Origin of the sequence: Antrihabitans stalagmiti (assembly GCF_016482825.1) — a bacterium.
Classification (GTDB): Bacteria; Actinomycetota; Actinomycetes; order Mycobacteriales; family Mycobacteriaceae; genus Antrihabitans; species Antrihabitans stalagmiti.
Map to the genome: position 1 here is coordinate 803488 of NZ_JAEMNV010000001.1, position 11927 is coordinate 815414.

The window sequence follows — 11927 nt, forward strand, 5'->3', positions numbered from 1 at the left end:
TCGTGGCGCCTGAGAGATTCAGCTCACACACCGTGTAGGCGGCGTGAGCCTTTCCCCGTGGGCGGGTGGTTTCCCACCGCTTTCCAGAGACGTCTAAGCCCGCGCGGTCCGGTTGCCTGAGAGATTGACGGGGAGGTGCTGCTCCTTCGGCGTTCGGTTACCTGGCTCGATAACCGACACTCTCCCGCGCGGCGATGACGTGGGTCCATCTTAACCGGTTTTGCGACTGACCCTGTTCTTGCGTCGGTACGCGAGTTCGTCCTCGGGCCGAACTTCGGCTTCGCCGCCGTCGGCACGCTCTGCCGGGAAGTTTGCGATCGTGCCGGTCAGCTCACGCATCGCGCCGCTGACTGCGATGCCGAACACACCCTGGCCGCCCTGCAGCAGATCGACGACCTCCTCTGCCGAGGTGCACTCGTACACGGTCGTGCCGTCGGAGAACAGTGTGATCTTGGCGAGGTCGTGCACACCGCGGTCGCGCAGGTGATCGACGGCGACGCGGATGTTCTGCAAGGAGATTCCGGTGTCGAGCAGACGCTTGACGATCTTGAGAACAAGGATGTCCTTGAACGAGTACAAGCGCTGACTTCCCGAACCAGCGGCGCCCCGAATAGACGGCACGACCAGCGAGGTCCGAGCCCAGTAGTCGAGCTGGCGATAGGTGATTCCCGCGATCTGGCACGCGCTCGGAACCCGATACCCGACCAGATCGTCCGGTACGGAGTCGTCGGGGAAAAGGCCGGGTTGTATGTCCTGCCCCTTCAGGTGATCTCCCACTGACACTCCCTCTTGGATCTTGGTCCAGTAACTGTTCAGCGTACGCCCGAAACGCTATGGGGCAGAGGTCAATGAATCAACGCGACGCGCCAATACCTAAACCTAAACTTGAGGGTGAGACTCATTCGTTATGAACAACTCAACCGTCGGTTGCCTTGAAGTCGTCCGGTGACACGGATTCGAGGAACTCCTTGAACTTCTCGACCTCGTCCTCGCGCTCGTCCGGCATGACCAGCCCAGCCTCCGCGAGCACCGGTTCCTCGGCATAGATCGGGACACCGGCCCGCAGTGCGATCGCGACGGAATCGGACGGTCGCGCAGACACCCGCAGGTCCTGATCGAACACAAGGTCGGCGTAGAACGTGCCCTCTTGCAGATCGACGATTCGAACTTCCTTCAACGTGCGACCGAGCGCCGTGATCAGGTTCTTGATCAGATCGTGTGTGAGTGGTCGCGCCGGCTCGACGCCCTGCTGCTCGAGGACGATCGCAGTCGCTTCGGTCTGCCCGATCCAAATCGGTAGATAACGATCACCGTCGGCCTCACGAAGGAGGAGGACGGGTTGATTCTGTGGCTGCTCGACACGGATACCGATCACTCGCATCTCGCTCATTGCGTCCGCCTCCCAGCTCGAAGCCCTTACAAAGAGTCTATGCGAGTTAGTGATCCGACGCCCAAGGGGCGAAACGGCTCAATGATCGATAGCGCCGCGCACTGCGGCTTTCACCAGACAAGTGTGCAGCGTGAGGGATAGCGCCGCCAACTCGCGGACTACCTCCTCGGCGCGATCACGTGCGCCTGCATCGCGACCCTTCGCGATCGGACCTGCTATTTGTGCGATGAGGCCTGCTTCGCGATCGGCGGCCAACTTGAAAGCCCGCAGGTGCCTGGCTTCCAAACCGAACTCCGACATCGACTTGGCCGTCACAGCCAGCATCACGGCGACGTCGTCGAAGAACCCGGCGGGGCCAGGGGTGACCAAGCCTGCGCGGATGAGTTCGGTCAAGAACTTGTCGTCGATGTCCGCACGCTCTAGCAGATCCTCGCGGCTGATCCGCACATCGCGATCGGCCTGAAATTCGTCCGGCGATACCTCGCCGGGCACAACACCCAGTCGACGTGGCCGCGACGCCGGACGATCGCCACCCAGCGTCGCAACGCCACTGTCGATGGCCTCGAGTTGTTCTTTGATCACCTTCAACGGCAGGTACTGATCACGCTGCGCGGTGAGAACGAACTTGAGGCGCTCGCAGTCCAGAATCGAAAACCGCCGGTAACCCGACGGAGTCCGTTCTGGACTGATCAAGCCTTCCGATTCGAGGAATCGGATCTTCGAAATGGTGATGTCGGGGAAGTCGGGGCGTAGCTGATCGAGAACGGACCCGATCGACATTCCGCCCTGCGCGCGTTCCCCGACAGCCGTCATTTAGCCGAATCGCCCTGCGAACGCGGACCCGTGAGGAACACGAGCCGGAACTTCCCGATCTGCACCTCGTCGCCGTTGGCAAGCACGGCAGAATCGACCGGCTCACGATTGACGTACGTGCCGTTGAGGCTGCCGACATCGACGACCTGGAACTCGTCGTCTTCCTGACGGAACTCGGCGTGCCGACGGCTGACCGTGACGTCGTCGAGGAAAATGTCGCTGTCCGGGTGCCGGCCCGCCGAGGTCGTCGGCTGATCGAGCAAGAACCTCGAGCCTGCGTTCGGGCCGCGCTTCACGACTAGCAGAGCCGACCCGACGGGTAGGCCCTCGACTCCCGAAACCGGCGCCTCACCGGTTTGCACCGCCGAAGTATCGACTTCGTTCAGGAAATCTGCGCGGAAGACCGATGTGGTCTCCGCAGCGCTCTCTCCATATGCCGAGTCATTGTCGTTCTCGCTCACCGTTTCTCCTCCTCAGTGGGCACGTAGCCCCGACTGTCGGCACACACGTTTCCCATGACCGTACCCTGCCGATCGTAGTGCGTGTGGGCAGACCGTCGAGGTCGCGTAGCCGATTCAGTCGCCGACAACAGCAAGGTAGCCTTCTGCGTCCAACGTGTCCTTCAATGCGATGTCCAAAGTCTTCTCGTCGGCGACTTCCAACTCCGCCAACCAGCCGTCTCCGTACGGGTCCGAGTTCACCGTTTCCGGCGCGGACTCCAGATCTTCGTTCACGGCAACAACTTTCGCCGTCATCGGCGCGAAGATGTCGGAAACGCTCTTGGTCGACTCGATCTCGCCGAACGAATCGCCGCCGACGACCTCGTCGTCGATGGCAGGCAGCTGAACGAATACGACGTCACCCAATTGTGACTGGGCGTAGTCGGTGATGCCGATGCGGACGGTCGTCGGGCCGGTTCGTTTGACCCATTCGTGTTCTTCGGTATAGCGCAGATCTGCTGGGGTCTCGGAATCGCTCACCGTGTGAGTTCCTTTCGCTTAGTTTCCGGGCTGAGAGTATTGGCGCGGCTTCGGTTCACGCAACGCGGTGACAGTCACCTCGTCGGACTGCCGGACCTGGAGCTTTCCACCGTTGCGCGACACCGTATCTGCGACGCCCCCCGGAATGTTCACTGCGGCCGCCAACGTCGGTGCATCTCCGATTGCAATCAAATTGTAGGGCGCTGACAGCGCTCGACCGTCGACGACGATGTTTCCCGGCGTGCCCGATACCCAGGTGTCGATGCCGACCCGGATCAGAACACCGGCGCTGTCGCCTATCTGCAGGGCCTCTGCGCCTGCGCCACGCAACTCCTGAACGGTCGCGAGAAGAACGTCGGCATCGACGCGTCCCTGCGGATCTTCGATGCGAAGCTCGAGACCCGGCCCGACCGCCCCGACCGTACCGACAGCAATCGTCAGCGCTCGCAAACGTGCCCTCGCCTCTTCCAACGCAGCGCTCGAGCCGCTGTTCTGCACGGCATCGACCGTCCGTTGCAGTTCGGCGATCTCCTGTCGCAGTGACGCTTCGCGACGATTCAGCGTGTCGAGGACGACGAGCAGATCTGCCGGGCGTGCCGAATCGAGCGAGTCACCCGATCCGGTCCCACGTACCTGCGTGGCAATCGCGACACCGAGGGCGGCAACGAGCAGGAATGCCAGGATCGTGAACACAAGCTGCGTTCGACGTGGACGCGGGGCCTCACGGAACTCGTGTTTACCCGGTTCCACCTGCTCCGACATCGCGCTCACGCCCCAAGCAGATGCCGCCGCAGGGCGGCCGCGTTGCCGAAGATTCGAATGCCGAGCACGACGATGATCGCTGTGGACAGCTGCGTGCCGACGCCGAGTTGATCACCGAGCCACACGATGAAGGCTGCCACCGCCACGTTGAAGACGAACGACACGACGAACACCTTCGAATCGAAGATCTCGTCGAAGAAGGCACGCATTCCACCGAACACGGTGTCGAGCGCGGCAACCACAGCGATCGGCAGGTAGGGCGCGGCGCTGTCCGGAACCTCGGGACTGGTGGCGACCCCGATGCCGATGCCGACAACGAGGGCGACGAGTCCGGCAAATGCGAACTTTCCCTTCATCCCCCACCCTCTCGTGCCGACCGGACCTCGGGCAGCGTCGCCGCGGGCAACTCCAGGTCGTCGGCAACCCCGATGTCGAACCCGACGCCGTAGAGCTGCGCAAGCCCCGACATTCGGAGGTACGCGTCACTGACGACGAACCCCGTCTGCAGCTTGCTCGGCGGACCGATCGCCGATATTCGGTACGGCGACGACACAGCGACGTTGTCGACGAGTATCGCGCCACCTGCTTGCCGAACAGCTACCGCCGGGCCGATGCGTTTGTCACCGATCGATATCGCTTCCGCGCCACTGGCCCACAACGCGTTCACAACCGCACGCAAATCACGGTCCAGCACGATCGACCGGCCTTCCGAACCGCCGTCGGCCAGCGTGATCGTCACACCGGGACCGTGCACGGCGCTGGCTGCGCTCGCGGCTTCGAGATCGTCGATCCGATCCAGCAGCGGTGCACCCTCCGCGGTGCCTGCCAGCGCGGCCGCCCGTGCCGAATCCGCCTGCACCGCAAGCTCGTCCCGCTCGGCTGCCAGGATCGAGCCACGCTCTCGTGATACCTGCACCTGCGACAGGATCTGGTCGCGGTCGGCGTCGCGGCCCGAATGATCCAGGTTCTTTGCGACCGCGACCCCCAGTACGAGCCCGATCACAGCGAGCCCGCCGACCAACCAGGCACCTGCAGCGAACTGGGCGCGACGTCCAGGTTGGAGTTCTGCGTTGTCGGCGGCGATCGCATATCCGGGGTCGACGTGGTCGGTCAGCAGCGATCGCAGCAACGAATTCATGCAGGCAAATTCATGATGCAGGGATTGCGCGCGCTACCGCGACGGCCTTCCAGACGTATAACCCACCGGTCCACACGTATACCGCGGTACCCCAGACCAGGAACGCGTACCCGAATGCGCCGGCAGCGCCCGCGCCGACCCAATCGATCTGCGCTGCAAGGATCCACGGGAAAGCCGACATCAGAGCGAACGTCGCGGCTTTACCGAGATAGATGACCTCCGGGGGTGGGAGACCGCGCTTCTTGTACACCGACAACGTCAAAGCAAGGATGGCGTCGCGACCGATGAGAACTACCGCGACCCACCACGGGATGATGCCCCTGATCACGAACCCGATCAGCGTCGCAAGCGTGTACAGGCGATCCACGAGCGGATCGAGGAGCGCACCGAGACGCGACGATTGGTCGAGCAACCGGGCCAGCTTGCCGTCGAGCCAATCGGTGACGCCGCTGAGCACAAGCAGGGCGAATGCCCACCAGTCGGCCTCGAGGACGAGCAGTAGATAGAGGAACACCGGGACGCCGAGCAACCTGATCATGCTGAGAACGTTCGGAACGGTGAAGATTCGGTCCGACACAACCCGCTCGTCGAGAGGCCCGCTCATGCGGCCGACCGAATATCCAGAAAACTCATGTGTGAGTCCTTACCCCATTCACGGCGCTAACGCCACGCGAACACGGGTTGCTCGAGGTGATCCACCCGCGTCGGACGCCCATGCAACACAACCTCGCGGAATTGATAGATGATCGCGCCGGTCGGCGCGTGTATCAGCGATCCGGCGTACGGCCACTGCACGACGGGTCGGTCGGATTCGGGAATGGTGACGAACCGGGGTTCGACGTCGAGTTCGGCCATCGTCGGGGTCAGAACGATCGCGACCTCGTCGGGATTCGGGATCGTGGCGTCCAGCAGATCACCGACCCAGACCACGAACGGTGAGATCACATAGCCGGACCTCGTCACATAGTCGTCGAGGCGGCCGAGCACCGCCGCTTCGTCGACCTCGATGCCGAGTTCTTCGTGTAGCTCCCGCAACGCCCCTTGCGCTGCACTTTCACCGCTGTCGACGCGACCGCCTGGCAAGGCGAACTGGCCAGGATGTGCACGCATCCGATCCGGGCGCACCGTGAGCAGGAATGCGGTCACCCCGTCCCGTCGCCGCCCGACCGCGATCGCCACCGCGGCCCGGTGCGGCCGAGCAGTCGAGTTGCCAACGGCATCGAGGTCGTCCCCGGCGGCGCGCGGCTCGAACGCCGCAAGGGCCGCCTCGATCCGCTCGCGGGTGACCCCCTCGACGTCGTCGCTGTTCATCGCCTCGACACTAGGCCAACCGGACCCGACACACTGTTACCGACACCGGACCCCGACACGGGCTGCGGCGATAGGATTCACACTCGCGTCGGGTCGAGTGACGCCGAAGGGAGCACATCGTGGCGAAAGATGCGGACAAGGTGGACTTGCGATCGTTCACACCGGCCAACGAGGTCTACGACCGAGGCCGCGCGCTGGCCGAGTCGGTACCCACGTCGGCGCATGATCACGAGCCTGCGCATCCTCACCGCCCGAGCGTGCTCGCCTACATCGACAAGAGCAACGAGGGCAGGTTGGAACACCTGCTTCCACTGCGAATCGGTCGCATGATCGCGTCACCGTTCGCATTCTTCCGCGGCGCAGCGGGTCTGATGGCCGCCGACCTTGTCGACTCCCCCGCCAACGGGGTGAACGCCCAGCTGTGCGGCGATGCGCACGCCGCCAACTTCGGCCTGTACGGCTCCCCCGCAGGCGAAATCATCATGGACATCAACGATTTCGACGAGACCATCCCTGGCCCGTGGGAGTGGGACGTCAAGCGCCTCGCCGCGAGTCTCGTGCTCGCGGGCCGCGAGGGTGGCGTGCCGAGCAAGGGCTGCATCGACGCGGCAGAGGACGCGGTCAAGTCCTATCGCCGCACGATCCGGGATCTCGCCGACGCGCCGTTCCTCAAGTCCTGGACGGCGCTGCCCGACGCATCGGTCCTCGACGCTGCCAAGGCCGACGAACTGATCGACGATTTCGCCAGGGCAGCAACCAAGGCTCGCACGAACACAAGTGACAAGGTCGTTGCAAAGTGGACGACGCAACTCGACGACCACGAAACAGGTGTGAGACGTCACCGCTTCATCGACGACCCGCCGATTCTGACCCACATCGATCCAACAGAGGTCGAGGCGATCACCGACGGCCTCGAGTCCTATGTCGACACCCTCCGGGAAACCCGCAAGAATCTGATCACCAGGTTTGCGGTGCGGGACGTCGCATTCCGCATCGTTGGAACCGGAAGTGTCGGCTTGCGAAGCTATGTGGCGCTGCTACACGGCAACCGCGGCGAATCGCTTGTGCTGCAACTGAAAGAAGCGCGAGCGTCGGCGCTGTCGCCCTATCTGCCTGCCGCGACGGTCAAACACGAAGGTAAACGCATCGTGCAGGGCGCGAGGCTCGTCCAGTCCGGTCCCGACATTCTCTTCGGCTGGACGACGATCGGCGAACGACCGTACATGGTCCGGCAGTTCAGAAATATGAAGGGCGATATCGATCCGACGGTGCTGGAGCGTAACCACCTCGACGACTACGGCCGCCTGGCGGGAGCGCTGCTCGCTCGGGCCCACACTCGGTCTCTCGATCCGCGGCTGTTGGCCGGCTACTTCGACGGCGACAAGGATCTGCACAAGTCGATCGGCCGATTTGCGGTTCGGTACGCCGATCAGACGATCAGCGACCATGCCGAACTCGTCGAGGCTGTCGACTCAGGACGGATGCAGGCTCAACTCGCGTGACGGCGCGTGTCGTGCAGGTGTTCTGCGGCACGATTGTTCGACCGTGTACTCCAGGAGAGCGACACGATGGTCCCCAACACACCCTTCTCGATTTCGGCGTGTTCGGCGAGCGCGTTCATCAGCGGAATTCCGCGCCCGCGTAGGTGCATCGGATCCGGGAGCGGTGCCCGCCAATGGCCGTGATCGGCGATCGTCACGAGCAAGCGGTCGTTCGCCGCGTCGTAGCTGGCGACGAGGTCGAACGTGCCAGGCATCGCGTAGTCGAAGTACGCGTGCTCGACCGCATTTGCGAGCGCTTCGTTGACGGCCAGTGTGAGGGCACTCGAGCGGTCGGCATCGAGTCGAAAGTTGTCGTCCAGCCACGTGTGGAAATTGCCACGAACCGCGACAGCGGACGAGGGTTCGGCGGCAAAGCCCTCACATCGCAAAGGTTGTATGTCCGTCATGCGCGCTCCCTCCTGATGTGCTTGCTCGTACCCCCCTTCGGATACCTATGCGAGTCACATACCCACTTTTGCGCCGGCTATGCAGCGGTGAGATCAGCGAGCGCCGATTCCAGAGTCGGATAGATCCTCACGAGCTGGTCGACGCCGACCAACTTCATGGGTCTCCCGGTTGCCGGACCCTCGGCGACGACTGCGAACCGAGCCGAGGCCATCACCTGTTCGTGCGCCGCGATCAGAACCGTCATACCCGCCGATGCGAGGAACAGGACGTCCGTCAGATCGACGATCACGGCCTCCGGCTCGTTGGACATCGCGGTGAGGATGGATTCCGAAAGCTGAGGTGCCGTAACGAGATCGACGGTTCCGGATACCTCGAGGACGACGGTCGAACCGTGCCAGCTCACCCCGACTTCGAACGCGTCCGGACCCATGGACAAATACGACTGCTCAGGCACACTTTTTCCGTCGACCACTGTCTACCTCGCATCTGCACAATGAACATGATCGTGGAGGCGCCAGTATTGGGACAGGCGACAACTCCACCCGAGGCTGCTGTCTCAACCCTGCCCGACGAGCCTACGAGACGTTGCCCACATCTGCCAACGCGGCTCGACCTGAACCCGGTTCGGCGTGTTGTGTCGAAATTGCACGACGCGCTTCGAGGTATCGATGTCAACCCCGACCCCGAACCTGCGAGAGGCACGTCATGACATCGACACGCACACCCACCGAGTTCGGCGCACCAGCGCACACCCCGATCGGCGTCCGCAGACTTCTGCTGTGCGGAATCGTCGCCGGGCCTGTGTTCGCGATCGTCGCCGGAGCACAGATCCTCACCCGGGACGGCTTCGACCTGGGTCGCCACCCGATCAGTCTGCTGAGCAACGGCATGTTGGGCTGGCTGCAGATCCTCAACTTCACTCTGACCGGCATCGCACTGATTGCGTTCGCCGTCGGCGTACGACGCGCCATCGGGCGCGAACGCGCAGGCAAGTGGGGTCCGCGCCTGCTGTTCGTCTTCGGCAGCGGTTTCGTCGTCGGCGGGCTTTTTCGCGCGGACCCGGAGGACGGCTTCCCGATCGGGACCCCCGACGGTCCGCCCGCCGAGGTGAGCTGGCACGGCATCGTGCACGGCATCGGTCCGGCTGTGGCGTTCACTGCGTTCTACATCGTGTGCTTCGTGTTCGCGAAGCGGTTCTGGGCGGAAGGTTCACGCGTGTTCGCGGTTGTGAGCGGCGTCGTCGGTGCCGGACTTCTTGCGTTGCTCGCCAACCCGTCCACGGATGGCATCGGCGTGCGGATGGCGATCGGCGTCGGTGTCGCGTTCGCATGGACGTCGGCACTCGGTGTCCGGCTGCTGCGGTCGACGCCGGTCACTGCCCCCTGAGAGTCCCGTCCAAGAAGTGGGCAAGATCCGCGGCGTAGTCGACGTCGCGACCAGTGGCCAGGTCGGAGCACTCGAGCAGGGTGAGCGCTCGGTGATCGTTCAGGAAGCTTCGGGCGCCTGTTCGAGGGTCACTGTCCGACAAATTCGCAAGCAACGTCGGCCACCACGTTCTCCCGACGAGGACGGGGTGGCCGATCGCGTCGGCGAACGTCGCTCGGATCAGTGCATCAGGGCAGGCCGCAGCGACGAATCTCGCGACGAGGTCGGCGCCGACATCGGGAAGGTCGACCAGATGAATCAACACAGCAGAAACGCTGGTGTCGGTCAGCGATGTCAGACCGACCCGAAGCGACTCGCCCATTCCACGCTCCCAGTCGGCGGCGTGGACCGTGACAGCGGCTGACGGCACCACCGCCGACACCTCGTCCGCATACGCACCGACGACAACATGGACCGGCCTGCAGCCGCCGCCGCGGAGCACGTCGACGGCTCGTGCGACGAGCGGACGATTCTCCACCAGAGCCAAGGCCTTCGGACCCCCGAATCGGGATCCGCTCCCGGCGGCAAGCAGCAATCCGGCACATCGGCCGTCGAAAGGCTCGGTCACGTGTCGCCGACAGCGAGCGCCTCACACCAGGCCGACCCACTCGGGGCGACCGAGTCGGTCGGATGGATCGGCGTCGAACCGTGTGACAGGGCGGTACCCGAACGCTGCTCGCGGGCAGCAACGATTTCGGCCGCGATGGAGATTGCAGTTTCGGCGGGCGTTCGGCCACCGAGGTCGAGTCCGATCGGCGCACGAAGTCGACGTAGTGCCTCCGACGACACACCGTGTGCGCGCAGTTGACGCTCCTGCTCGGCGCAGGTGGCACGTGAGCCCATCGCACCGATGTACCCGAACGGCAGCCCGAGTGCCTTCACGAGCAGCGGGACGCTGAACTTGAGATCGTGGGTCAGCACGCAGAGCACCGTCGTACGGTCCACGGTGATCCGGTCGAGGTAGCGATGCGGCCAGTCGACGATCACGTCGTCGACATCGGGAAATCGAGCCCGGGTCGCGAATGCGGCGCGTGCGTCGCACAGTACGACCCTGTATCCCAACAGCTTTCCCACCGCAGCGAGCGGTCGCGCGCCGTCGATCGCCCCACAGACGATCAGCAGCGGTGGTGGAGCGAAACAGTGCACGAACACGGTCGCCTCGCCCGTGTCGCCTGCGACGGTGACCAGGCCGGTATCGGTCGGCAGGTCCGCGATCACGGCATCGAAGATCGGCCGAGCCACTGCTGCCGACCCGTCCAGGCAGCCGTCCCACGCCGACTGAGCACCGACCACGGCGCGATCTCCAGCAACGACGGTGAGCAGTAGTGCCCGTCGACGGGAAGCGACAGCGCTCGTCAGAACAGCCAATTGTGCTGCGAGACCGGCGGAATGGGTGACGAGCACGTCCATGGTGCCGCCGCAGGTCAGACCGACGGAAAAGGGGTCGGCCGGATCCGCGGCGCTGAAGGTGCGGCGGCGGGACTCCCCCGAGGCGAGGACCTCGGCGGCCGTGTCGAGGATCGACGCCTCGACGCAGCCACCCGAAATACCTCCGACGATCACGCCGTCGTCGGCAACCGCCATCGCGGTACCAACAAGATTCGGTGCGCTTCCCGACGTACCGACGATCACGGCAAGCGCGAACGCCCGGTCGGCGTCCGTCCACTCGACGAGTTGTCGAAGTATGTCGCGCATAGCAGTCAACTTTAGGTCTGCGCGGGTCTTTCGGCAGCGCATAGAACAACAGCGTTTGCGCAACTCGGCCACCGGCACGACACTCGACGTCAGTGCACGGTCGGCACCTGACTGCTTCGACGAACAGGAGGTCCCATGAGGGGCACGCTCAGTACCCACGTTCTCGATGCCGCGACGGGTTCGCCCGCAGCAGGTGTGCCCGTTGTCCTGCAGGCGCGGGACGGTTCGCAATTGGCCTCCGCGCAAACCGATTCCGACGGTCGGATCGTCGAGCTCTACGCCCGGTTGGAGGTAGGGACCTATCGTCTGAACTTCGATACCGGCCGCTACTTCGCGTCGATCGGAACCCAGGGCTTCTATCCCGAGATTTCGATAACGTTCGACGTGATCGACGCTGACCGGCATCATCACGTACCTGTGCTGCTGTCGCCCTACGCCTACTCCACCTATCTGGGTAGCTGAAC

Annotated in this window: 17 protein-coding genes and 1 riboswitch; of the genes, 3 read left to right on the forward strand and 14 right to left on the reverse strand. The window is 63.9% G+C overall.

Translation table 11 applies throughout. The features are described 5' to 3' along the window. Nucleotides 1-94: 94 nt before the first annotated feature. Nucleotides 95-197, reverse strand: a riboswitch (glycine riboswitch). A gap of 13 nt (nucleotides 198-210) precedes the next feature. The 10 genes from JGU71_RS03755 to JGU71_RS03800 form a co-directional block, all read right to left on the reverse strand. Next, the gene (locus JGU71_RS03755) at nucleotides 211-777 is read right to left on the reverse strand and encodes a MerR family transcriptional regulator (RefSeq protein WP_199702217.1); all 567 of its coding nucleotides are present in this window, start codon (nucleotides 775-777) and stop codon (nucleotides 211-213) included. Nucleotides 778-916: 139 nt separating this feature from the next. Continuing rightward, nucleotides 917-1390, reverse strand: a complete 474-nt coding sequence (locus JGU71_RS03760) for a bifunctional nuclease family protein (RefSeq protein WP_199702220.1) — start codon at nucleotides 1388-1390, stop codon at nucleotides 917-919. A gap of 78 nt (nucleotides 1391-1468) precedes the next feature. Then, nucleotides 1469-2203 (reverse strand): transcriptional regulator FtsR, encoded by a 735-nt coding sequence (ftsR, locus tag JGU71_RS03765; RefSeq protein ID WP_199702223.1) that lies wholly within the window; start codon nucleotides 2201-2203, stop codon nucleotides 1469-1471. After that, the gene (gene garA, locus JGU71_RS03770) at nucleotides 2200-2664 is read right to left on the reverse strand and encodes a glycogen accumulation regulator GarA (protein WP_199702226.1); all 465 of its coding nucleotides are present in this window, start codon (nucleotides 2662-2664) and stop codon (nucleotides 2200-2202) included. Before garA ends, ftsR begins: the two co-directional genes overlap by 4 nt. Before the next feature lie 114 nt (nucleotides 2665-2778). After that, nucleotides 2779-3183: a glycine cleavage system protein GcvH gene (gene gcvH, locus JGU71_RS03775; protein WP_199702229.1), complete on the reverse strand. Its 405-nt coding sequence runs from the start codon at nucleotides 3181-3183 to the stop codon at nucleotides 2779-2781. Between the two features lie 18 nt (nucleotides 3184-3201). Continuing rightward, the gene (locus JGU71_RS03780; protein ID WP_199702863.1) at nucleotides 3202-3945 is read right to left on the reverse strand and encodes a DUF881 domain-containing protein; all 744 of its coding nucleotides are present in this window, start codon (nucleotides 3943-3945) and stop codon (nucleotides 3202-3204) included. A 5-nt stretch (nucleotides 3946-3950) separates the two neighbouring features. Next, nucleotides 3951-4301 (reverse strand): small basic family protein, encoded by a 351-nt coding sequence (locus JGU71_RS03785; protein WP_199702232.1) that lies wholly within the window; start codon nucleotides 4299-4301, stop codon nucleotides 3951-3953. Beyond that, entirely contained in the window at nucleotides 4298-5083 is a 786-nt protein-coding gene (locus JGU71_RS03790; protein ID WP_199702235.1) for a DUF881 domain-containing protein, read from the reverse strand. Before JGU71_RS03790 ends, JGU71_RS03785 begins: the two co-directional genes overlap by 4 nt. 10 nt (nucleotides 5084-5093) lie before the next feature. Next, nucleotides 5094-5687, reverse strand: coding sequence for a CDP-alcohol phosphatidyltransferase family protein (locus JGU71_RS03795; protein WP_199702238.1), 594 nt, complete (start codon nucleotides 5685-5687; stop codon nucleotides 5094-5096). 56 nt (nucleotides 5688-5743) lie between these two features. After that, the gene (locus JGU71_RS03800; protein WP_199702241.1) at nucleotides 5744-6394 is read right to left on the reverse strand and encodes an NUDIX hydrolase; all 651 of its coding nucleotides are present in this window, start codon (nucleotides 6392-6394) and stop codon (nucleotides 5744-5746) included. Nucleotides 6395-6510: 116 nt separating this feature from the next. On the opposite strand from JGU71_RS03800, the gene JGU71_RS03805 reads away from it, so the two are divergent. Further along, nucleotides 6511-7896, forward strand: coding sequence for a DUF2252 domain-containing protein (locus tag JGU71_RS03805; RefSeq protein WP_372433095.1), 1386 nt, complete (start codon nucleotides 6511-6513; stop codon nucleotides 7894-7896). Here the strand turns inward: JGU71_RS03805 and JGU71_RS03810 are convergent. Together JGU71_RS03810 and JGU71_RS03815 are read right to left on the reverse strand one after the other, a co-directional pair. Then, nucleotides 7884-8342 carry an ATP-binding protein gene (locus JGU71_RS03810; RefSeq protein ID WP_199702244.1) on the reverse strand — a complete coding sequence of 153 codons (459 nt, stop codon included), beginning with the start codon at nucleotides 8340-8342 and terminating at the stop codon, nucleotides 7884-7886. The genes JGU71_RS03805 and JGU71_RS03810 overlap by 13 nt on opposite strands. A 77-nt stretch (nucleotides 8343-8419) precedes the next feature. After that, entirely contained in the window at nucleotides 8420-8797 is a 378-nt protein-coding gene (locus tag JGU71_RS03815; protein WP_199702247.1) for an STAS domain-containing protein, read from the reverse strand. Nucleotides 8798-9048: 251 nt separating this feature from the next. Here JGU71_RS03815 and JGU71_RS03820 point away from each other — a divergent pair, with 251 nt between their 5' ends. After that, nucleotides 9049-9729: a DUF998 domain-containing protein gene (locus tag JGU71_RS03820; protein ID WP_199702251.1), complete on the forward strand. Its 681-nt coding sequence runs from the start codon at nucleotides 9049-9051 to the stop codon at nucleotides 9727-9729. On the opposite strand, the gene JGU71_RS03825 is transcribed toward JGU71_RS03820, so the two are convergent. Both JGU71_RS03825 and JGU71_RS03830 read right to left on the reverse strand, forming a co-directional pair. Beyond that, nucleotides 9716-10336, reverse strand: a complete 621-nt coding sequence (locus JGU71_RS03825; RefSeq protein WP_307829479.1) for a nucleotidyltransferase family protein — start codon at nucleotides 10334-10336, stop codon at nucleotides 9716-9718. The genes JGU71_RS03820 and JGU71_RS03825 overlap by 14 nt on opposite strands. After that, the gene (locus JGU71_RS03830) at nucleotides 10333-11463 is read right to left on the reverse strand and encodes an XdhC family protein (protein WP_199702254.1); all 1131 of its coding nucleotides are present in this window, start codon (nucleotides 11461-11463) and stop codon (nucleotides 10333-10335) included. Before JGU71_RS03830 ends, JGU71_RS03825 begins: the two co-directional genes overlap by 4 nt. Nucleotides 11464-11598: 135 nt before the next feature. Here JGU71_RS03830 and uraH point away from each other — a divergent pair, with 135 nt between their 5' ends. Next, entirely contained in the window at nucleotides 11599-11925 is a 327-nt protein-coding gene (gene uraH / locus JGU71_RS03835; RefSeq protein WP_199702270.1) for a hydroxyisourate hydrolase, read from the forward strand. Nucleotides 11926-11927: the final 2 nt, after the last annotated feature.